The sequence below is a fragment of the Fulvivirga kasyanovii genome (assembly GCF_009711405.1).
Classification (GTDB): domain Bacteria; phylum Bacteroidota; class Bacteroidia; order Cytophagales; family Cyclobacteriaceae; genus Fulvivirga; species Fulvivirga kasyanovii.
The window spans coordinates 1-19,241 of sequence record NZ_SMLW01000618.1 but is presented as its reverse complement, the minus strand read 5'-3'; the positions used below and the strand labels follow the sequence as shown (position 1 = coordinate 19,241).

Genomic DNA, 19,241 nt, shown 5'->3' with positions numbered 1-19,241 from the left:
TTGATAAGAAAGCAATAAGGCATGAAAAAAACATTTGATCTAACTGGAAAGAAAGCCATCATTACCGGTGGCGGGAGCGGTATAGGCAGGGCCATAGCCATTATTTTAGCTGCCCATGGCGCGGAAGCTCACATCATGGATATTGATGAAGCTGCTGCTGAAAAAGTAGTGAAGGAAATTGAAGCCGAAAACGGTAAGGCCAGTAGCTGGAAATGCAATGTAGCTGATGCCACAGACGTACAGGCTGTATTCCATAAAGCACTGGATGGAGCAGGATTAGACATACTCATCAATAATGCGGGCATTGCCCATGTAGGCAATGTATTGAATACCTCGGCGGAAGATTTTGACAGGATCTATGAGGTAAACATCAAAGGTGTTTTCAACACCCTGAAAGCCGGCGTGGAAGCTATGAAATCAGGAGGTGGTGCTATCGTCAACCTGTCTTCGGTAGCTGCCCATGTGGGGATCTCTGACCGGTTTGCATATTCTACCAGCAAAGGTGCCGTACATGCCATGACACTTTCGGTAGCCAAAGACTGCCTGAGCTATGGCATTCGCTGCAACAGCATCTCTCCCGGCCGCGTGCATACGCCGTTTGTAGATGGATTCTTGTCCAAAAACTATCCCGGAAATGAAAAGGAGATGTTCGAAGCCTTGTCTAAAACCCAGCCGATCGGCCGTATGGGAAGGCCTGATGAAATAGGCTCACTGGTGCTTTATCTATGCTCTGATGAAGCTGCCTTCATTACGGGCAGTGATTTTGCCATTGACGGGGGCTTCGTGACTTTGAATACTTAGGACATAGTTCTGACAAGACTTCAAAACCTGTCAAACCTAAACGATATGCTAATTGATACTAAATTTTAGAAGAACATAAAAAATGAAATTAATAAGATTTGGAGAGGCTGGCTCTGAAAAACCAGGTGTGGAATATGAAGGTGTGCGATACGATGTAAGCGGGATTGTAAGAGATTATGATGAAGACTTTTTTACCGAAGGAGGCATTGCTACTCTTCAGGAAAAATTCGATCCGGCCACTGCTCCCAGGGTAAGCGACGAGGTAAGGCTCGGCGCCCCGGTAAAACGTCCGGGCAAGATTATTTGTATCGGGCTCAATTATCAAAAACACGCTGCTGAGAGCGGCATGGACGTACCTAAAGAGCCGGTAGTGTTTTTCAAAGCATCGTCATCCATTGTTGGGCCAAACGACAATATCGTCATCCCTAAAAACAGTAAAAAAACAGACTGGGAAGTAGAGCTGGCCGTGGTGATCGGCAAGCGGGCCAACTATATAAGCAAAGAAGACGCATTGGACTACGTGGCCGGCTATGTATTGCACAACGACGTCAGCGAGCGCGAGTTCCAGCTTGAGCGTGGCGGCCAATGGGTAAAAGGTAAAAGCTGCGACACATTCGCTCCGCTGGGCCCGTATCTGGTTACCAAAGACGAAGTGGCCAACCCGAACAACCTGAACCTGTGGCTGACACTGAACGGGAAAAAAGTACAGAATGGAAATACCAATGATTTCATTTTCAATGTACAGGAAGTGATTGCTTACCTGTCGCAGTTTATGAGCCTGATGCCAGGTGATATTATTTCTACCGGCACACCGGAAGGTGTTGGGCTTGGGTTCAAACCACCGGTGTACCTGAAAGCGGGTGATGTGGTAGAGCTGGGTATTGATGGGTTAGGAAGTTCAAGGCAGGAAGTAATCGACTGGCAGTCATGAGAATAGACGCTCACCAGCATTTCTGGCAATACCACCCGGTAAAAGAGGGCTGGATCACGGACGACATGCAGGTGATCCGCAGGGACTTTATGCCTGCGGACCTCAAACCGCTGCTCGACAAGCATGCCTTTGACGGGTGTGTGGCCGTGCAGGCAGACCAATCAGAAAATGAGACCCTGTTTCTGCTGGAGTTGGCTGCTGACAACGATTGGATCAAGGGTGTGGTTGGCTGGCTGGATCTGCAGGAACATGACCTTAATGAGCAGTTAGCTTATTTCAAAGCAAATAAACATTTTAAAGGTGTCAGGCACATCCTCCAGGCTGAACCAAAAGGATTTATGACTTCTAATAGTTTCGTTGAGGGCGTTAAAAGCGTTGGAAAGCATGGGCTGACTTACGACATACTGACCAACGAAACCCAGCTTGATGACGTCCTGGAATTGGTCAGGAGCCTGCCTGCCATGCCTTTGGTGATCGACCATATCAGCAAACCTGATATTAAGAAGCAGTCCTTCGACCATTGGGCAAAGTATATGAAAATACTCAGTGAGTATGATCATGTACACGTAAAGCTATCCGGCATGGCTACAGAAGCTGACTGGCAACACTGGACTGAGAAAGACTTTACCATCTATATTGATTTTTGTCTTCAACATTTTGGCCCACAGCGGCTCATGTATGGTTCTGACTGGCCGGTGTGCCTGGTGGCCGGCAACTATGACCACATCATCAGTGCACTGCAATCGTCCATCTCTTCGCTTAGCCTGGAGGAGCAGGGATGGATCATGGGAAAGACTGCTACAAAATTTTATAACCTGATTTGATTATGGATTTAAAATTGAAAGATAAAGTATTTATTGTAACGGGAGGTGCCAAGGGTATTGGTGAAGCCATTGTTTTGGAGCTTGCCAAGGAAGGTGCCATTCCAGTTATCGTCGGGCGGTCAGCCGATGCTGCAGAAAAGGTAAAGCAGCAAATTATTTCCGATGGAGGCCAATGTATGGTAATCAATCAGGAGTTGGGGCAAGAGGATGTTTGCAAGCAGATAGTAGATGAAACGGTTGCAACTTATGGTAAAATTGACGGAATTGTGAACAATGCAGGGGCAAATGATGGCATAGGATTGATCCAAGGCAGCCCTGAAAAATTCAGGCAATCGTTAATGACCAACCTATCACATTATTACGACCTTGTACATTATGCGGTTGACCATTTGAAAACCACTAAAGGATCGATCATAAACATAAGCTCCAAAACAGCACTTACCGGCCAGGGAGGCACTTCGGGTTATGCTGCGAGCAAGGGCGCTCAACTGGCGCTGACCCGGGAGTGGGCTGTAGAGCTGGCTCCCTTCGGCATACGCGTAAATGCCATTGTACCGGCAGAAGTAATGACACCATTATACCAAAGCTGGATCAGTACTTTTGAAGATCCGGAGGCCAAACTTGATAAGATAACGGCCAAAATACCTTTAGGGCAGAGGATGACCACCTCGGAGGAGATTGCGGCAATGGCCGTATTCCTGCTTTCCGAACGCAGCGCTCATACTACCGGACAATGGATGGTGGTGGACGGCGGCTATGTTCACCTCGACCGTGCAATAACGTAAACCTATGAACCATGAATAAACCACCTGTAGTTTCGAAAAAGGTACTGTTGCCTTTTATTCTTATCACCTCACTCTTTGCCCTCTGGGGTTTTGCCAATGCAGTGACAGACCCTATGGTGACAGCCTTTAAAAAGGTGCTGGAGCTGGACAACCTCCAGGCTTCCCTCGTGCAACTGGCTTTTTATGGCGGCTACTTCACTATGGCTCTGCCAGCCGCCTTGTTTATACAAAAGTATACGTATAAAAAGGGGGTCATCATAGGGCTGAGCCTGTATGCTACAGGTGCTCTGCTATTTTACCCGGCAGCCGTTGCAGAGCAGTTTGCCTTCTTTCTGGCCGGACTCTACATACTTACTTTCGGGCTGGCTTTTCTGGAAACCACAGCGAACCCATACATCCTTGCCATGGGCGATAAAGCCACCGCCACACAACGGCTGAACCTGGCACAATCTTTCAATCCGGTGGGTTTGCTCGGAGGCTTGCTGGTGGCGCAACAACTGGTATTGAAAAAACTTCAATCAGATGATGTAGATTTTTCAAATTTGTCAGATTCCGCAAAAGCTGCGATTACCACGGCTGACCTGATGGTGATCCGTACTCCCTACGTGGCCCTGGGTCTGGGGTTAATCCTGATCCTGGTTTTGATCGTAGTGAGCAAAATGCCGCAGGTAAAATCGGAAGACCTTCACCAAAGCCCCTGGAAAACCATTAAAGCACTGGTAAAGAAACCAAAATATGTGGAGGGCGTGATCTCACAGGCTTTTTATGTGGGTGCACAGATTATGTGCTGGACATACATTTACCATTATTCCGAAACCATCGGCATTAGTAACGAGGAAGCAGGCAACTACCAGTTTATTGCTTTTATTTGCTTTTTCCTCGGCCGCTTTTTCTGTACATTTCTGATGAAATATATCAACTCCGGTAAATTGTTAACGGCTTTTTCTTTAATAGCTCTGGCTTTGTCATTGGGAACCATATTCCTCACGGGTATAGCGGGGCTGTATTGCCTGGTAGCTGTTTCATTTTGCATGTCGCTGATGTTCCCAACCATTTACGGAATTGCGCTGGATGGGCTCACCGAAGATGAATCAAAGATCGGTGCTGCAGGTTTGGTTATGGCCATTGTAGGTGGGGCATTAATGCCTACCTTGCAGGGCACCGTGCTTGACCTTGGTGGGGCCGGATATGCAGACATCAGGATTTTAGGGGTTCCGGAAGTAAACTTTTCTTTCATACTGCCAGCTATATGTTTTGCCGTAATTGCCCTCTATGGAAAAAGAGTAACCATTAAACCCACTCAGGCATGAAACGCTACTGCCTCACACTTGACCTGAAAAATGACCCTGAACTGATTGCGGGATACGTTGAACATCATCAGCAGGTATGGCCGGAAGTGATCAGCAGTATCCGTGATTCGGGAATTCGGCAAATGGAAATTTTTCAGGTCCACACGCGGCTTTTTATGATCATGGAAGTAGATGGTTCTTTCACTTTTGAAAATAAACAAAAACTGGACGCCGACAACCCTAAGGTACAGGAGTGGGAGACGCTGATGGAACAGTACCAGCAACGGCTTCCTTTTGCGAAAGGAGGTGAAAAATGGGTACTCATGGAAAAAATATTTGAATTATGAGCTTTGACACAAGATACCCTGCCATTGACGACCTGAGGAACAGGGCACGCAGGAAAATCCCCCGATTTGCTTTTGAATACCTCGATGGAGGTTGCAATGAGGATGTAAACCTTGACCGGAATACGAGGGAGATCAGGGAGGTACAGCTTATCCCCAGGTACCTTTCCAAACATACCATGTCCGAAATGAAGACAGAGCTGTTTGGCCATACTTATGATGCTCCCTTTGGGATTGCGCCCGTGGGATTGCAGGGGCTGATGTGGCCCAAAGCCCCGGAAATTTTGGCAAAAGCAGCCCATGAGCATAATATTCCCTTCGTGCTCAGCACGGTTACCACCATGAGCATAGAGCGCGCCAGTGAGCTAACGGAGGGCAAGGCCTGGTTTCAGTTGTACCACCCAGCCGAAAACAGGCTCCGTGATGATATGATCCGCAGGGCTGAAGCTGCCGGATGTCCGGTGCTGGTACTGCTTTGCGATGTGCCCACTTTTGGCTTCCGCCCCAGGGATATCCGCAACGGACTGGCTATGCCTCCTAAAATGACGCTATCCAATATACTCCAGATTATGGGCAAACCGGAATGGGCGCTACGTACACTGATCAACGGACAGCCCAACTTTGAAACACTGAGGCCTTACATGCCCAAAGGCCTCGACCTGAAACAGCTCGGCAAGTTTATGAACGACACCTTTTCAGGCAGGCTAAATGAAGAAAAAATTGCTCCTATACGTGATATGTGGAAGGGCAAGATCGTATTGAAAGGCGTGGCCTGCGAAGAAGACACTGAGCAAGCCATTAAACTGGGACTGGACGGTATCATTGTATCCAACCACGGTGGCCGCCAACTGGATGCCGGGCAATCAACCATCAAACCGCTTAAAACCATCGCAGAAAAATACGGCGACCAGATCAAGGTGATGATGGACAGCGGTGTTCGTTCCGGCCCTGATATTGCCCGTACACTGGCTACAGGCGCTTCATTTGCCTTTCTGGGCAGAACCTTTATGTATAGCGTGGCTGCTTTGGGCAGCAAGGGCGGTGATCACGCCATTTCCTTGCTCAAAACACAACTACAGCAGGTAATGGAGCAGGTGTGCTGCAAACAGGTGCAGGATTTTGGGCGGTTTTTGGAAAAGTGAGGAAGTAGAACTGTGCTTAATAGATCAAAAACAAAAAGGCAAACGAAAAATTTGTTGTTAATTTACTAGCCTGAATAAAAACAAAACTACAGACATCTCAGATTTGTGAGAACTTGTTATGACTGCTGATAAGCTAAAAGAAATTCTGCAAAAAGGTGAAGGCATTGAATACGAATTTAAAACTTCTCTGTTTGAGTTAAACAAAGATGCCTTTGAATCCATTTGTGCATTTCTTAACCGAAGGGGTGGTCACTTGCTACTAGGTGTAAAAAATGACGGAACGGTAGAAGGTGTCATGGAAAACTGTATACAAAACATTCTCAACAACATTGTTACAAATGCCAACAACCCTCAAAAGCTTAACCCACCATTCTACCTGTCAACACAAGTGATTGATTATAAAGGCAAAAAAGTAATCCATGTGTATGTGCCAGAAAGCTCTCAGGTACATAGCACTAATGGGAAAATCTTTGATCGGAATGAAGACGGAGATTTTGATATTAGTCGACAAACTGAACAAGTCACGCAACTCTACCTCAGAAAACAAACTACATATTCCGAAAACCGGATTTATCCTTATATCAAATTATCAGACTTCAAAGGTGAATTATTCATCCGAGTACGTACACTAGCCAAAAATCAACGATCAGATCATCCCTGGTTAGATATGACGGACGAAGAACTGTTACGATCTGCCGGTTTGTATAAGCATGACCATCAAACCGGGAAAAACGGCTATACATTAGCTGCTGTATTACTGCTGGGAGAAGATGAAGTTATACAAAGTGTATTACCACACCATAAAACAGACTCCATCTTGCGGGTAGAAAACATGGATCGATATGACGACCGAGACGACATCCGCACTAACCTCATTGAAAGCTATGATCGACTTATGGCTTTTGTACGAAAGCACTTACCTGACAAATTTTATCAGGAAGGCGAACAGCGTATCAGCGTACGCGATAGGATTTTCCGTGAAGTAATAGGTAACCTGCTAATCCACCGTGAGTACACCAATGCCTTTCCTGCTAAACTCATCATCGAAAAAGACCGGATATCCACGGAAAACTGGAACCGACCTCATGACAATGGTGTAATAGATCCTTTAAATTTTTCTCCCTATCCCAAGAATCCGATAATTGCGAAGTTTTTCAAAGAAATAGGTCGGGTGGATGAGCTAGGCTCCGGGGTTCGAAATACTTTCAGATATTATAGCATTTATACACCTGAGACTAATCCATAGTTTATTGAAGGTGATATTTTCAAAGCAATTATCCCGCTGAAGAAAAATGTAACTACCCAAATCACTACCCGAATCACTACCCAAATCACTACCCAAATCATTTCGGATAAAATTCTTAAACTTCTCAGTGAGCACCCTGCAATGAGCAGAAAAAAACTGGCTGAGATATTGGGTGAAATACCTGAAGACGGAGTGAAATATCACCTTGAGAAGCTGAAAGAAGAAGGGAAAATTGAGCGAGTTGGTGGCACAAGGGGAGAGTGGAAAATATTGAAAAATTAAATATGTCTCCAGAACATATTTATTCAATTCAGCCAGTAGTTAAATGACTAAACAACTAAGACAAAGCGAGCTTTTATTAATATAACAGCACTAAAGATCTTCAAGCTAGATACTTTACCCCTCTCACAAACAGCTACCCCTTACCTGCATTAAAAAACACATTAAATTTATGCCCATCCGGGTCAGCAAAGACAAAAACATAGTAGCCATTTTCATCGTAATATGCCTTCTTGTCTTTTTTGGGGTCGTACAGCACAGTGCCTCCTGCTTTTTGCACTTCTTCTACCCACTTGTCTACTTCATCCTTGCTTTGGGCTGAAAGTGTAAAAACGATCTCATTTCCTTTGCTCAGGTCTGCCAATTCCCCTTCCAGGTTGGATTTAAGGTGTTCGCTTTCAAAAAAATGGATTACAAAGTCATCATCTCCTACCACAAAACTTGCCAGCTCTTTGGTAGAAGGGGGACAGTTGGGCTTAAACCCCAATTTCAGGTAAAATTCCCAGGTCCTTTCAACATTACTCACGGCCAAATTTGCCCAGATCTTTTTCGGATTCATTTTCTTCTTTTTTAGGTTGGCTATTTACACCTGCTTTGGTTACACTAAGTTCCACCATTTTATCCACTTTTTGTAATGGTGAACACGACATAAGGGAGGGTGCATTGAGGCAACTTTCATCGCTATTTCATATTACTATTATTAAAGTGTTAAAAATATACAATCACAGGCAGCTAAGCTTTCCTATTATTGCCGCCCCATATTCAAAACAGTTTAGATTAACACGTTTAACAGCACTATTTATGATTAACACTCAAATGATTTTAGGGTTTGCTATCCATTGTATACTAGCCTTGATCACCTCCATAGAGCCTGAATACCCATTTATTCCGTACTTTTTCGGAATAGTAGTCGTGTTTAACATTATCGGGTTGATGTTAATTAAAACAGGTAAGACCAGACCGGGGGCCATGGTTTTCTTAATTTCCTCGGGTCTTCTCGTCCCCATAGGTTTAATTGGAGCCATGGGTGCCCGTAAAGTATTAGACAAATTGAAAAAGGATGAGTTTTTGCAAAACGATGCCTAAAGCAGTACAAAACCACGACATAAGGAATTTTAACTAAAAATCTCATATCCTGACGACCTTCTTATGTCAGGCCTGGAAACTAAAAACTATATGAAATCAATCAAAACCAGTAAAGCGTTTACAAAAAAACAAACCACCCTTGGGTACATCTTATTAGTAGCTGCTGCATTACTGATATTTACCGGCAGAATTGAGTTACTTGCATTGGCGGCACTTTTCCTGGGAATGACTTATTATCAAAAAGATAAAGATATCATTAAAATTGAAAATGATCATTTGGAAATAAAAATAGGGGCACTTGCCTCTACCCGGTTTATTAAGTTCAAAGATATTACCAGTATCGAGGCCGCCAGTCCTAAGAAGGTAATTTTACATTATAAAGAGGACTCAAAACCGAAGAAACTAAGGATTCCCGTACATATGATTGAACAAACCGAATTAGATGAGTTTATAATATTCATCAATAACAAACTAAAACCGGAACCGGCAACTTCAGTTTGATTGCTGTCTGATTTATCTGAAAAGTCGTTTAAACAAGAGCCGTGGTAAGCACCCCAAACTGCTTACTGTCGAATATAGCTACCACATGGTTTAAGTTTTACTTGCCAGAAGGTAGCTTTTCGTCATATTCAATTCAGAACTTCTACATTTTCCTGTTCAGCTTTCCCATTGACGTGAGCACCACCAACTTTTCAATAGAAAATACGTTCAAACTCTTCATTAGGAAAATATTTTAAACCAACAGCAAAACAATGAAGAACAAAATTTTACTAGTCCTTACCATCCTCTTTGGGCTGATGATGGTCAACTCTGGCTTAAACAAATTCTTTAATTACATGCCTATGCCGGAAGACATGCCGGAGGAAACCATGAAGATATTCGGTGCATTTATGACTATAAAATGGTTAATGCCATTAGTCGCCCTTGGCGAAATAGTCGGAGGGGTTTTAATAGCCATACCAAAAACAAGGGCCCTGGGTGCCATTGTTATTTTCCCGATTATGGTGGGTATCGTTGTTCACCACCTCACCCACGATCCTGCAGGTGTTGTGATTGGCCTCGTCCTCTTTCTTATCAACATTTGGGTAATTGTTGAAAACAAAGACAGGTATACGCATATGATAAGGTAAACTACCTCAAATTATTTTACAATTTAATACTAAGCCACCCGGGATTTCCGGGTGGTATTTAGCCACTTCTCCTCCACAAAGCAGGCGCTTTTCTCCGTAATAACACATACTTTCCCGACATCAAGCCACATCATAATTTTTGATGCCATTAGTCAGTCACCTGGAGCAAACCAAAGCCCGGGCTTTAAAAGAAGTTTCGCATTATTAGTCCGACTTATACCTCCTTCTTTAGTCTGGCCTGCAAGTGCAAAGTGATCTGCTGCACTTTCCCGGTAGACATTTTCATGTCGTAGTCAAAAGTTTTGTCAACATCATTAAGTCGCCAGACTCTGGCAGATTGCATCATTCTAAGGTCGTTGATAATCTGCTGCGATTCAAAAAGCAGCTCATGGCCTTCCTTGCTCTCCTGCACGCTTTCCAGCTTTAGCAGTTCACACCTTCCACTGTTTTGGGCGCTGTTAAGAAACCCATTGAGCTCTGCATCAAAGTAGAGAAAGCCTGACTCCCAGTGGCCGGCCCTGAAAGCACGCTCCCCCTCACTCCTGACCCATGTTTTTTGCTCAAAGTGGGTAAGCATCCTCACAGGGTCGCCCCTGAAGATGATCTCCTCTTTATATACAAAGTCAGGGATGGTGGGAAACATACCCCGGCCTTCGCCTTTCCAGTTTCCCTCCAGCAAACTTATAATATGATTTATGTGATTGTGCGTCATAGGTCGGCTCTGTGTATAGTGGTAGCAGTACTTTGTGCCGAAGCCAGTATGGTCATATCAGATATCTGAACCCGGGAAGGCCTGTTGAGGCAAAAAAGCACAGTTTCTGCAATATCTTCGGCCACTAAAGGAGAAAAGCCCTGATAGACCCTGGCTGCCCGCTCCGTATCTCCTTTAAATCTGGTCGTTGAAAAATTGGTATTAACAGCACCCGGAGCAATATTGGTTACCTTAATACCTCTTGGTACCAACTCCTGCCGCAAGCTTTCACTTATAGCCTCCACTGCCGCCTTTGACGCGCAATAAGCCACGCCTTTCCCATAGGGCTGCTTACCCGCTACAGAACTGATATTAACCACGTGACCACCGTTGCTTCTCATTAGACAGGGTATGACCATCCTGGTAATATAAAGCAGGCCCTTAACATTGACGTCTATCATTTGATCAATATCCGAGATGGATGAATGATCCAATTCATCTAACCCATGGGCACCTCCGGCATTGTTGATCAGTACATCTATACGCTGAAATGCCTCTGGTAATTTTTTTGTGATTTCCTTCAATTGGTCAGTGTGCCCTATGTCAAAACATAAAGTATGTACATCAACATGCTGTGAAAGCTTATTCTTTAACTGGTTTAACTTAGGCTGATTCCTTCCGCAGAGTACGAGATTGTAACCGTTAGATGCAAGGAGTATGGCACATGCCTCTCCGATCCCAGATGTTGCGCCGGTGATAAATGCTGTTCCTTTCATTGTTTTTTAGGCAAAATTAGAGCCTCACCTCAAAAGAAAACAGATACAGTTTTTTATATTTGAAGCATATCAGATGATCTTGTGTCGTGTTTAAATATGAAGATATAGCCTGCACTATTGAGGAGCAGATTCGCTTAGGGGTGCTGAGGATAGGCCAACGACTGCCATCAGTCAGGGAGTTGTGCAAAGAAAGGAACGTAAGCCCTTCATCTGTTTTCAAAGCATACTATGCCCTTGAGGCAAAAGGCCTTATTGAAGCCAGAAACAGGTCGGGGTATTACGTTAGCCTGCACCCGGTAGTGGAAAAGAGGGACACGCAGAAGACATCTTCCGAACCTCAGGAGTCATTTTATCCCGCTTCCCGCGACACCGGAGAGATCATCAATTCAGTAGAGCGAGCCAAGTTACTGCCCGATAAGGTTGTGCTGGCAAACGCTACGCCTTCCAGCAAAATGCTGCCCACAGGCAAACTCAGGAAATCTGCGCGTGATATCCTGATCCAATATGGTGACAGCCTGCTGAGGTATGAGGATGCATCAGGAATGGGAGCACTTAAAAACCATATCGTTGTTCAGGCTTCAAAGTGGTGAGGCCGGTTCAAGCCAGAGGATGTTGTGGTCACTTCCGGCTGTCTGGAGGCTATCAACCTTGGCCTGGATATACTCACCAAAAGCGGGGATAACATTTTGGTAGACCCTCTTAATTATTTCAATATACGGGAGTTTTTGACCGGCAGGCCGGTGAATATCTACACCTTTCCATTCAATACACCAGATTTTGATGCGGTAGCTTTTGAAAAAACCATCTCAGAATTTAACATCACGCTATGCCTGGTATGCCCTAACTTTCACAACCCAACAGGGGTTTCTATGGCTGATCATCATAAAAAAAGACTGGTGGAAATTGCCGGAGCCAAAGGGGTACACATCATCGAAGACGATGTGTATGGAGACGTTTACTTTGGCACCAGACGCCCTTCTACATTGAAGTCCTTTGATCTTTTTGGCTGTGTACTCTACTGCTCTTCTTTTTCAAAATCCCTGGCTCCGGGTTTCAGGGTAGGCTATTGCTTAACAGAATCCTATGCCGACAAGCTCGCCCGCGCCAAAAGATTGCTATCGCTGGGTACAAGCAGTTTGTCACAAGCTGCTTTGGCTGATTTTATGCGCACCGGCCGATTCGATTTGCACTTAAAAGCACTTCGAAAGCAGCTACACCTGAACCTGCTAAAGTATGGGGACGCCATCATAAAGTATTTTCCACCTACGGTGAAGTTCAATGTGCCGGCAGGAGGCTTCGTGCTTTGGTTGAGGTTTCCGGCTTCTGTTGATGGCTATGAGTTTTTCAAGGAAGCTTTGAAATATGATATTGTAGTTGTACCAGGGCAGATCTTTGCTCAACATAGTACGCACACTAACTATATTCGCCTGAGCTATTCGGAGCCATTTGACGAGCTAATCGAGCAGTCCGTAAAAAGACTTGGTGAATTGGCTTATAAAATGATTGGCCAAGGTTAAATACCGATCATGCAAAACCGTGTACGACTACTCGAACCTACCTCATCAACCGCCGCAGCACTTCATAGGCCATGGTCATGCCGAACATGGCGGGCATGTAGGCTATAGTCCCGTAAAATGACTTTTTATAGTTGGAGCCGTCCGTTAACTTCAGTGATTGTGCCAACTGGATTTCTTCGGAGTAGACCGTAAGCACACCTTTACGCACACCTTTGGATTTAAGGATCTTGCGCAGTTGCTGGGCAAACTTGCACTCCCTGGTTTTGCTGATGTCCGCAATTCTGATTTTGGTCGGATCTAGTTTGCCGCCTGCCCCCATGGATGAGATAAAGGGGTACTTCAGGCGTTTCAAAGTCAGTATGAAGCTTAGTTTAGGCCCAAAACTGTCAATACAATCCAGTGCAAAATCGAACTGGTTGTCGGTAAGCAGTTTGGTCATGGCATCAGGCTGCATAAATTCATCATAGACCGTAATTTGAAGCTCCGGATTGATATCCAAAAACCTTTCTTTAAGCACGTTAGCCTTCAATAAGCCTACGGTAGAGTCTAAAGCCTGCAACTGACGGTTTTTGTTTGTGGGGTCCACCAGGTCGCCATCAATAACTGTGATCTTCCCTACTCCTGACCGCACGAGTGTTTCTGCCGCATAGCTGCCTACACCTCCAAGCCCCACGACCAACACATGTGCTTGTTTTAATTTTTGCAGGGATTCTTCACCAATTAACAGTTCTGTCCTTTCCAGCCAGCTCATGAGTAAAAAAGTTATTTGCGTTATCTATAAATTGTTCCTTTAGCTTTTCAATAGGAACATTCAATGCCTTTGAAGCCTGCAAATATATATTTTCTATGGAAACATCTGGCATACTGTCGGTTTCGAGAAATAACCTGTTGGCAGGTACAGCATGCAGCAACTGGCTGTATTTATCCACGTGGTGCAACTGCGGCATGAGCGATAGAAAAAAACCCGCATCAGTGAGCTGTTGCGCCAAGGTGGCATTACGTCCATAACCATGAATACACCATCTGGTGATTTCCGGGAACTCATTTTTAATTTGCAGCAACTGATGATAAGCTCTTACGCAATGGATAATTACCGGCGCCCTGAGTTCTTTGGCAACGCGCAGTTGGCTTCTGAGGATTTCCATTTGGGTTTCCATAGAAGGACCTTTCAGGTTATCCAGTCCCATCTCTCCCAATGCTATACAATTCGGCCGGGCAAAATGAGTTTTCAATTGATCCTCTTCATCAGGTGTGAGAACCTCTTCTGTCCACCAGGGGTGCTTTCCGATTGTATAAAAACCCTCCGGCGGCTGTCCCTTGCCCAAGTGTAGCGAGACAACTTCAACAATGCCCGGGTTATCACCATTCCTTACTTTATGGGTATGGAAATCAAGAATAACAGGGTCTTTAAAAGGTAACATGCTCATTAAAATGAAACAGGATAATTGAGATATCGTTTGGTTACGACCTCAAGTTACAAATAAACCCAAACCAGCCACCAATGACATAAGCGCTCTTTGCGTATAAATTTTACCGCAAAGAACGCTAAGGATGAACAAGGTTTACAATGTATATTAGCCTACCTGTAGCCTTACCCTACCTCTCCCCAACCCAATGAGGGTAAATGGGTGTCTGTTGAGTGATCTGATCCAGTTCTTCAAAATCAGACTCTGGGAGTGTCCAGTCCGCGGCGCCAAGATTATCTATCAGTTGTTTTTCATTTCTGGCGCCAATTACCACATTGGAAACGGTTGGGTTTTGAAGCAGCCAATTGATGGCGACTTGCGGAATGCTTTTGCCATGCCTGGTGGCAATTCGCTCCAGGGCATCCACCACATCATAAACGAATTCGTCATCCACCGGGGGCGCACCGGTATCACCACCTGATTTGATCCTGCCCTCCTGCATGGATTGGTTTCGTCTGATTTTACCGGTCAGTCGTCCCCAACCGAGTGGGCTCCATACCATTAGTCCCATGTCTTGATCTTTCAGGAGCGGCATCAGTTCCTGCTCATAGTCCCGGCCAATCAGTGAGTAGTAGCCCTGATATACGATATATTTTTCCAGGTTTAACCTTTCAGAAACGGAAAGTGATTTCATCAACTGCCAGGCAGCAAAGTTTGAGCAGCCGATATAACGTACCTTTCCACTGGTCACCATCTTGTCCAAAGTTCGCAAGGTTTCTTCAACAGGCGTTTCACTGTCGAAACCATGCATAAAGTACAGGTCGATGTAGTCCGTTTGCAGCCGTTTAAGGCTATCGTCCAGAGCCTTTACCAAATGGAACCGGCTGGAGCCTTTATCGTTGGCCCCGTCACCCATCTGAAAAGTGGCTTTGGTTGAAATGATCGCCTGCTGCCTCCTCCCCTTCAAAGTTTTTCCTAATACCATTTCAGAGTCACCTTGCGAATAGACATTGGCCGTATCAAAAAAGTTAACGCCGCGATCTAAACAGATATCAATAAGCCTTGAGGCCTCCTCTACATCAGTCTTTCCCCATTTTCCAAAAAATTCATTAGTTCCGGCAAAAGTGGCGGTACCATAGCTGAGCACAGGCACTTTTAACCCTGAGTTTCCTAAGTTTCTATATTTCATAACCATCTAAATTTTATATAGCAAAGCTCTGCTCTGTAAACTCAGGATAACAGGAGGTTTGTCACGGATTTGCTGTGCGATTTGTCACACTAAGCCACGGCCATCCGGCTTAGGGTTTCCCTGCTCACCCCTAAAAAAGAGGCTATCATTGTTTTAGGTACACGTTGCATAAGCCCAGGATATTGGTCCAGCAGGTTGTGGTACCGGTCCTGGGCTTTACTACTGATAAAGCAGAGGACCCTCTTTTGCAGCGCAATATATCCAGTAGTAGTTTTAACATGGAAAAAGTGCTCGATTTTCGGGAGTTGTTTGCAAAGCAGAAGCTTACTTTCCAGCGTTAAACCATAAGTAGTGGTATCTTCCAGGCAGTCAACGGTAAACTTGGAGTGGGTACCATAATGAAAGGCTTCCAGGTCGGTAATCCACCAGTTTTCCATGGCAAACTGTACTATATGCTCTTTGCCATCAGGAGTGACCCTGGCAGATTTCATTAAACCTTTTATGATAAAAAGGTTATACTTTACCGGATCACCCTGATCTATCACAATCTGGTGCTTTTTAAAAGTCCTCAGCTTAAAATGCGACAGCACGAGGGCAAATTCCTCATCCGTAAGTTCAATGATTTCTTCCAGGTGTTTTCTTAGGGTTTCTTCCATGGGGTATGATAGCCTGTTCCTCTAGTGGAAACGGTCTGTGGAAGTAAATGTTGGTTTTTCCCTGTCCGGCATTGGGTATTCATATTACTTCAACGACAACAATCATTGCTCAACCGGACCGCTATCATGTCAAATATCTTTCAAGTAGCCTTCCTTGCCTCTTTAAAATATAGAACTATGAAAAATATCAGCTTAACCGTTTTGCTTGTGGCTTCCGGCCTTTTTCTGAGCAGTTGTTCTTCCACGGGTGTCACTGCATCCAGCCACATAACCAATGTTCAGCTAGGTGCTCCAAACTTCCGCATTGTAAGCACCAACGTATCCGGGGAGGCCTCATCACGAGCCTTATTTGGAGTAAGTTATGGCTTGGGTATGGCGGCCACACAATTTGCCCTGATCCCACTGGATGACGAACGTACCTTGTACAAAGCAGCCATAAGTGCGCTATGGACCAGGTTCGAAACCGAAAATGGTGTGGCAGAAGGAAGAAAGTTGGCTTTGGTAAACGTGAGGTATGATTCAGAGTCTATCAACACTTTTTTCTACACCAAGGTCACAACGGTGGTGGTAGCGGATGTGGTAGAGTTTGAATGAGCTGAAACAAAGGCTAAGGTCTCAAAGGACAATATGAAATTGTCTCCGTTTACGCTGGCACCGGAGGGTTGATGATTTATGCGAACTACTTTCCTCTTGCAACTTTGACACTTCTTGTACTCATTATTGCATTTGGATTTCTTGCCAAACCAGAAGTAGAAAACAGAACTTAATAGCTACAATTCCTTTTCGTACAGGTTGCTTACTGATAGTGTCACTTCCTTGGTCCCCACCTTTTTAAACCCCTGATTTTCGTAATAATTGCAAAGCTTGTGATTTTTGGAATCTGCATCAAGCCTCAAATATTTGCAACCTTCTGCCTTTGCCCTGTTTTCAACTTTTTTGAGTACATCACTTCCAACTCCTTTTCCTCCATATTCCTCTTTTACAACCAGGGAATGAACATATAAAGCCTTATCTTTTTGCTCTCCCCAGTACAACCAATCCTCTTCCAGGATTCTAACCATGCCTACTATTTCATCACCGGATTTAACGAAAAAGAATTCATTATTCCTGATCCCTTCTTCTACCCATTCCACTTTTTCTGCAGGAGGATTTTTCCAGTATTGCCAATGGTCAATACCCATGCCGGCAATTTTTTCTGCGGCCTCTTTAAATAAGTTCAGTACAGCATGCTTGTCGTCAATCTTTATTGGGATGAAATCTATAGTCACTAGATGATGGGTTTAAATTTTGCTTTTTTAAAGGCGCTAATTTATTTCAAATATTGAATAATTTCACGCGATGTGACGGATAAATTATTCTCCTGAAACTTAAAGCCTCAGCCGGTAATACATCTCTTACACTTCACCATCCGCAGAAATACCCGACAGTTTACATTTACTTCCCAGTAAAGTCTCTCACAGAGGACTCTACGGCATTCGGAGGCACAATCTGTAATTATGGCAGGAGGCCATTGCCGGAAGAGGCGATGCTCCGAAAGGTAGCAACCTCTGCTTTAAGGCTATTACCCTCAGCCGGTGTTACAGAACAGTAAAGCTTTACCAAACTTTCAAAGTTTAGTAAAGCCGCAATTTAGCGCTGTAAGCTGTCATTAAATTTATCAACCAAAAAGTGCGTATTTGTCGAGTCCGCTGAATAACATTGAGGAGAACTGCGGAGGTGGACTTACTGAAATACCGATAGCTTAATTCTATTACTTTTGCGCCATCTTAAGCATAAAATTCACCCCTGGTCTGGACTTGTTTAAGGTGACTAAATCGCTGGTATCACCCAGAATTTCATCTACTATACCGTAGTCTTTGGCTTCCTGGGCATTCAAATATTTGTCACGTATGAAAAAATCTTCGATCTCCTGCCACGTATGGCCGGTATGCTTACCCATTAAATGGAATATTTGAGTTTGGAGCCGCTCCTGTTCGTGGGTGGCAATCCGCACATCCTCTGTATAGCCTTTGGCTCCGCCTCCGGTGGGGTGCATATGAATGGTGGCATGGGGAAGCGCAAAACGCTTGCCTTTCTCTCCGGCGCTTAACAAAAATGTACCCATACTTCCTGTAAAACCTACGCAATACGTCAATACGGAAGCCGAAAGCATTTTCATCGTATCATAAATGGCCAGTCCGGCATATACCTCCCCTCCCGGACTTTGAATGTATAGATTGATCGGCTTTTTTGGATCTGCACTATTCAGGTATAGCAACTGGGCAACCACAATACTCGCAACAGATTGGTTGATAGGGCCTCCAAGAAAAATGATGCGTTCTTTCAGCAAAAGGCTGTAAATGTCATAGGCACGGTCTCCTCTGCCGGAGTTATCTATCACCATGGGTATCACGTTAGCTTCTATCATGAGTCTTATCTTGATTTAAATAATTGGTAAATATTGCTCCGGAAATTTAGCTTGTCGGCGCTGCTGAAAATTTTCTTGTGCAGGGCTTCTATCTCTTCTTTCAATTTTTCCCGGTGATACATCTTCACCAGCCGGTATGTTTTTTTCTGGAAGTAAAGATCCCTTTTTAAAGTAGGGTCTACAGTAAGCCTGGCCTCAAACAAAAGCCTGTCAACAGGAGAAAGCCTTCCGTTAAGATATTCGTCTATCAGTCTCGTATTATTCCGTGAAGTCATCGTAGGTCAGGGATTTAGTTTTTACTGTGTTCCTTACTTTTTCAAGACATTTATATTTTTGCACACTGACAGAATGCTCGTGCGAATAGCCTAATTGCCCTGCTATATCTTTAATCGACATTTCCTGAAAATAAAAGGCTCGTAACAAATCCAGGCAGCGCCTTCCGGTTATTTTCAAAAAGTTAAGCAACCGGTTGTTGCCTTCTGTAGGAAAATAATCATCAGGTATCACAAGCTCATGCTCTACGTCGCTCAATGACGTACGGTGAACATCTTTATGGTATTTTCTTAGCCATAAGTGTTTTGCAATACCTAAAATATAGGCTTGCTCAGATTTTATAATACCTGCAGTGCCTTGGGTAATTTTCTCAATGTAAATCACCAAAGCATCATGAAAAATGTCCCTGGCATCTTCAAATGAACCTCCTGCAGAGCTGATGAATCCTGCCACTACAGGAAAAGCCCGC

25 protein-coding genes and 1 pseudogene are annotated in these 19,241 nt (G+C 44.4%); 15 read left to right on the top strand and 11 right to left on the bottom strand.

Going from position 1 to position 19,241, the window contains the following annotated elements; genetic code table 11:
* The first annotated feature begins 21 nt into the window (after positions 1-21).
* The 9 genes from E1163_RS20050 to E1163_RS31430 all read left to right on the top strand — a co-directional run bounded on the left by E1163_RS20050 (position 22) and on the right by E1163_RS31430 (position 7,644).
* Positions 22-801 (top strand): SDR family NAD(P)-dependent oxidoreductase, encoded by a 780-nt coding sequence (locus tag E1163_RS20050; protein ID WP_155174244.1) that lies wholly within the window; start codon positions 22-24, stop codon positions 799-801.
* An 82-nt stretch (positions 802-883) separates the two neighbouring features.
* On the top strand, positions 884-1,732 hold the full coding sequence (locus E1163_RS20045) for a fumarylacetoacetate hydrolase family protein (RefSeq protein WP_155174243.1): 849 nt from the start codon (positions 884-886) through the stop codon (positions 1,730-1,732).
* Entirely contained in the window at positions 1,729-2,556 is an 828-nt protein-coding gene (locus E1163_RS20040; protein ID WP_155174242.1) for an amidohydrolase family protein, read from the top strand. The genes E1163_RS20045 and E1163_RS20040 overlap by 4 nt, the downstream gene beginning before the upstream one ends.
* 2 nt (positions 2,557-2,558) lie before the next feature.
* Complete coding sequence (locus E1163_RS20035) at positions 2,559-3,341, top strand: L-fucose dehydrogenase (protein ID WP_155174241.1); 783 nt, start codon at positions 2,559-2,561, stop codon at positions 3,339-3,341.
* A gap of 11 nt (positions 3,342-3,352) precedes the next feature.
* Positions 3,353-4,651, top strand: a complete 1,299-nt coding sequence (gene fucP / locus E1163_RS20030) for an L-fucose:H+ symporter permease (RefSeq protein ID WP_155174240.1) — start codon at positions 3,353-3,355, stop codon at positions 4,649-4,651.
* Complete coding sequence (locus E1163_RS20025; RefSeq protein ID WP_155174239.1) at positions 4,648-4,977, top strand: L-rhamnose mutarotase; 330 nt, start codon at positions 4,648-4,650, stop codon at positions 4,975-4,977. Before fucP ends, E1163_RS20025 begins: the two co-directional genes overlap by 4 nt.
* Positions 4,974-6,116: an alpha-hydroxy acid oxidase gene (locus E1163_RS20020; RefSeq protein WP_155174238.1), complete on the top strand. Its 1,143-nt coding sequence runs from the start codon at positions 4,974-4,976 to the stop codon at positions 6,114-6,116. Before E1163_RS20025 ends, E1163_RS20020 begins: the two co-directional genes overlap by 4 nt.
* A gap of 118 nt (positions 6,117-6,234) precedes the next feature.
* The gene (locus E1163_RS20015; RefSeq protein ID WP_155174237.1) at positions 6,235-7,362 is read left to right on the top strand and encodes an AlbA family DNA-binding domain-containing protein; all 1,128 of its coding nucleotides are present in this window, start codon (positions 6,235-6,237) and stop codon (positions 7,360-7,362) included.
* Positions 7,363-7,365: 3 nt separating this feature from the next.
* Positions 7,366-7,644 carry a helix-turn-helix domain-containing protein gene (locus E1163_RS31430; RefSeq protein ID WP_343033899.1) on the top strand — a complete coding sequence of 93 codons (279 nt, stop codon included), beginning with the start codon at positions 7,366-7,368 and terminating at the stop codon, positions 7,642-7,644.
* A gap of 133 nt (positions 7,645-7,777) precedes the next feature.
* Here the strand turns inward: E1163_RS31430 and E1163_RS20005 are convergent, their stop codons facing one another.
* Positions 7,778-8,200, bottom strand: a complete 423-nt coding sequence (locus E1163_RS20005) for a VOC family protein (RefSeq protein WP_155174235.1) — start codon at positions 8,198-8,200, stop codon at positions 7,778-7,780.
* A gap of 242 nt (positions 8,201-8,442) precedes the next feature.
* On the opposite strand from E1163_RS20005, the gene E1163_RS20000 reads away from it, so the two are divergent.
* The 3 genes from E1163_RS20000 (at position 8,443) to E1163_RS19990 (ending at position 9,857) form a co-directional block, all read left to right on the top strand.
* Positions 8,443-8,727, top strand: a complete 285-nt coding sequence (locus E1163_RS20000; RefSeq protein WP_155174234.1) for a hypothetical protein — start codon at positions 8,443-8,445, stop codon at positions 8,725-8,727.
* A gap of 90 nt (positions 8,728-8,817) precedes the next feature.
* Complete coding sequence (locus tag E1163_RS19995; protein WP_155174233.1) at positions 8,818-9,228, top strand: hypothetical protein; 411 nt, start codon at positions 8,818-8,820, stop codon at positions 9,226-9,228.
* Positions 9,229-9,479: 251 nt separating this feature from the next.
* Positions 9,480-9,857: a DoxX family protein gene (locus tag E1163_RS19990; protein WP_155174232.1), complete on the top strand. Its 378-nt coding sequence runs from the start codon at positions 9,480-9,482 to the stop codon at positions 9,855-9,857.
* 214 nt (positions 9,858-10,071) lie between these two features.
* On the opposite strand, the gene E1163_RS19985 is transcribed toward E1163_RS19990, so the two are convergent.
* Together E1163_RS19985 and E1163_RS19980 are read right to left on the bottom strand one after the other, a co-directional pair.
* Positions 10,072-10,569 carry a heme-binding beta-barrel domain-containing protein gene (locus E1163_RS19985; RefSeq protein WP_155174231.1) on the bottom strand — a complete coding sequence of 166 codons (498 nt, stop codon included), beginning with the start codon at positions 10,567-10,569 and terminating at the stop codon, positions 10,072-10,074.
* The gene (locus E1163_RS19980; RefSeq protein WP_155174230.1) at positions 10,566-11,324 is read right to left on the bottom strand and encodes an SDR family NAD(P)-dependent oxidoreductase; all 759 of its coding nucleotides are present in this window, start codon (positions 11,322-11,324) and stop codon (positions 10,566-10,568) included. Before E1163_RS19980 ends, E1163_RS19985 begins: the two co-directional genes overlap by 4 nt.
* 86 nt (positions 11,325-11,410) lie before the next feature.
* Between E1163_RS19980 and E1163_RS19975 the strand changes: the two genes are divergently transcribed.
* A complete protein-coding gene (locus E1163_RS19975) occupies positions 11,411-11,914 on the top strand; it encodes a GntR family transcriptional regulator (protein WP_155174229.1) in 504 nt (167 codons plus the stop codon).
* Between the two features lie 18 nt (positions 11,915-11,932).
* A pseudogene (locus E1163_RS19970) lies at positions 11,933-12,841 on the top strand (aminotransferase-like domain-containing protein); the annotation flags it as partial.
* Positions 12,842-12,878: 37 nt separating this feature from the next.
* Here E1163_RS19970 and E1163_RS19965 read toward each other — a convergent pair.
* The 4 genes from E1163_RS19965 to E1163_RS19950 all read right to left on the bottom strand — a co-directional run bounded on the left by E1163_RS19965 (position 12,879) and on the right by E1163_RS19950 (position 16,092).
* Positions 12,879-13,592 carry a tRNA threonylcarbamoyladenosine dehydratase gene (locus E1163_RS19965; protein WP_155174227.1) on the bottom strand — a complete coding sequence of 238 codons (714 nt, stop codon included), beginning with the start codon at positions 13,590-13,592 and terminating at the stop codon, positions 12,879-12,881.
* Complete coding sequence (locus E1163_RS19960) at positions 13,555-14,268, bottom strand: TatD family hydrolase (protein ID WP_155174226.1); 714 nt, start codon at positions 14,266-14,268, stop codon at positions 13,555-13,557. Before E1163_RS19960 ends, E1163_RS19965 begins: the two co-directional genes overlap by 38 nt.
* 169 nt (positions 14,269-14,437) lie before the next feature.
* The gene (locus E1163_RS19955; RefSeq protein WP_155174225.1) at positions 14,438-15,436 is read right to left on the bottom strand and encodes an aldo/keto reductase; all 999 of its coding nucleotides are present in this window, start codon (positions 15,434-15,436) and stop codon (positions 14,438-14,440) included.
* An 89-nt stretch (positions 15,437-15,525) separates the two neighbouring features.
* Positions 15,526-16,092, bottom strand: coding sequence for a Crp/Fnr family transcriptional regulator (locus E1163_RS19950; protein ID WP_155174224.1), 567 nt, complete (start codon positions 16,090-16,092; stop codon positions 15,526-15,528).
* A gap of 177 nt (positions 16,093-16,269) precedes the next feature.
* Here E1163_RS19950 and E1163_RS19945 point away from each other — a divergent pair, with 177 nt between their 5' ends.
* Positions 16,270-16,686 (top strand): DUF6567 family protein, encoded by a 417-nt coding sequence (locus E1163_RS19945; RefSeq protein ID WP_246223780.1) that lies wholly within the window; start codon positions 16,270-16,272, stop codon positions 16,684-16,686.
* Positions 16,687-16,862: 176 nt separating this feature from the next.
* Here E1163_RS19945 and E1163_RS19940 read toward each other — a convergent pair whose 3' ends face one another.
* The 4 genes from E1163_RS19940 to E1163_RS30655 form a co-directional block, all read right to left on the bottom strand.
* Positions 16,863-17,360 carry a GNAT family N-acetyltransferase gene (locus E1163_RS19940; protein ID WP_343033897.1) on the bottom strand — a complete coding sequence of 166 codons (498 nt, stop codon included), beginning with the start codon at positions 17,358-17,360 and terminating at the stop codon, positions 16,863-16,865.
* Between the two features lie 482 nt (positions 17,361-17,842).
* The gene (locus tag E1163_RS19935; protein WP_155174223.1) at positions 17,843-18,499 is read right to left on the bottom strand and encodes a ClpP family protease; all 657 of its coding nucleotides are present in this window, start codon (positions 18,497-18,499) and stop codon (positions 17,843-17,845) included.
* Positions 18,500-18,504: 5 nt separating this feature from the next.
* Positions 18,505-18,774, bottom strand: a complete 270-nt coding sequence (locus E1163_RS19930) for an anti-sigma factor (protein ID WP_155174222.1) — start codon at positions 18,772-18,774, stop codon at positions 18,505-18,507.
* Positions 18,758-19,241 (bottom strand): RNA polymerase sigma factor (locus E1163_RS30655; protein ID WP_185156149.1); only part of this gene is annotated, 484 nt, incomplete at its 5' end. The genes E1163_RS19930 and E1163_RS30655, both read right to left, overlap by 17 nt.

What these genes read in the sequence shown, in the direction of transcription:
- E1163_RS20050 (WP_155174244.1), top strand. Translation starts at nt 22, where the DNA reads ATGAAAAAAACATTTGATCTAACTGGAAAGAAAGCCATCATTACCGGT.
- E1163_RS20045 (WP_155174243.1), top strand. Translation starts at nt 884, where the DNA reads ATGAAATTAATAAGATTTGGAGAGGCTGGCTCTGAAAAACCAGGTGTG.
- E1163_RS20040 (WP_155174242.1), top strand. Translation starts at nt 1,729, where the DNA reads ATGAGAATAGACGCTCACCAGCATTTCTGGCAATACCACCCGGTAAAA.
- E1163_RS20035 (WP_155174241.1), top strand. Translation starts at nt 2,559, where the DNA reads ATGGATTTAAAATTGAAAGATAAAGTATTTATTGTAACGGGAGGTGCC.
- fucP (WP_155174240.1), top strand. Translation starts at nt 3,353, where the DNA reads ATGAATAAACCACCTGTAGTTTCGAAAAAGGTACTGTTGCCTTTTATT.
- E1163_RS20025 (WP_155174239.1), top strand. Translation starts at nt 4,648, where the DNA reads ATGAAACGCTACTGCCTCACACTTGACCTGAAAAATGACCCTGAACTG.
- E1163_RS20020 (WP_155174238.1), top strand. Translation starts at nt 4,974, where the DNA reads ATGAGCTTTGACACAAGATACCCTGCCATTGACGACCTGAGGAACAGG.
- E1163_RS20015 (WP_155174237.1), top strand. Translation starts at nt 6,235, where the DNA reads ATGACTGCTGATAAGCTAAAAGAAATTCTGCAAAAAGGTGAAGGCATT.
- E1163_RS20005 (WP_155174235.1), bottom strand. Translation starts at nt 8,200, where the DNA reads ATGAATCCGAAAAAGATCTGGGCAAATTTGGCCGTGAGTAATGTTGAA.
- E1163_RS20000 (WP_155174234.1), top strand. Translation starts at nt 8,443, where the DNA reads ATGATTAACACTCAAATGATTTTAGGGTTTGCTATCCATTGTATACTA.
- E1163_RS19995 (WP_155174233.1), top strand. Translation starts at nt 8,818, where the DNA reads ATGAAATCAATCAAAACCAGTAAAGCGTTTACAAAAAAACAAACCACC.
- E1163_RS19990 (WP_155174232.1), top strand. Translation starts at nt 9,480, where the DNA reads ATGAAGAACAAAATTTTACTAGTCCTTACCATCCTCTTTGGGCTGATG.
- E1163_RS19985 (WP_155174231.1), bottom strand. Translation starts at nt 10,569, where the DNA reads ATGACGCACAATCACATAAATCATATTATAAGTTTGCTGGAGGGAAAC.
- E1163_RS19980 (WP_155174230.1), bottom strand. Translation starts at nt 11,324, where the DNA reads ATGAAAGGAACAGCATTTATCACCGGCGCAACATCTGGGATCGGAGAG.
- E1163_RS19965 (WP_155174227.1), bottom strand. Translation starts at nt 13,592, where the DNA reads ATGAGCTGGCTGGAAAGGACAGAACTGTTAATTGGTGAAGAATCCCTG.
- E1163_RS19960 (WP_155174226.1), bottom strand. Translation starts at nt 14,268, where the DNA reads ATGAGCATGTTACCTTTTAAAGACCCTGTTATTCTTGATTTCCATACC.
- E1163_RS19955 (WP_155174225.1), bottom strand. Translation starts at nt 15,436, where the DNA reads ATGAAATATAGAAACTTAGGAAACTCAGGGTTAAAAGTGCCTGTGCTC.
- E1163_RS19950 (WP_155174224.1), bottom strand. Translation starts at nt 16,092, where the DNA reads ATGGAAGAAACCCTAAGAAAACACCTGGAAGAAATCATTGAACTTACG.
- E1163_RS19945 (WP_246223780.1), top strand. Translation starts at nt 16,270, where the DNA reads ATGAAAAATATCAGCTTAACCGTTTTGCTTGTGGCTTCCGGCCTTTTT.
- E1163_RS19935 (WP_155174223.1), bottom strand. Translation starts at nt 18,499, where the DNA reads ATGATAGAAGCTAACGTGATACCCATGGTGATAGATAACTCCGGCAGA.
- E1163_RS19930 (WP_155174222.1), bottom strand. Translation starts at nt 18,774, where the DNA reads ATGACTTCACGGAATAATACGAGACTGATAGACGAATATCTTAACGGA.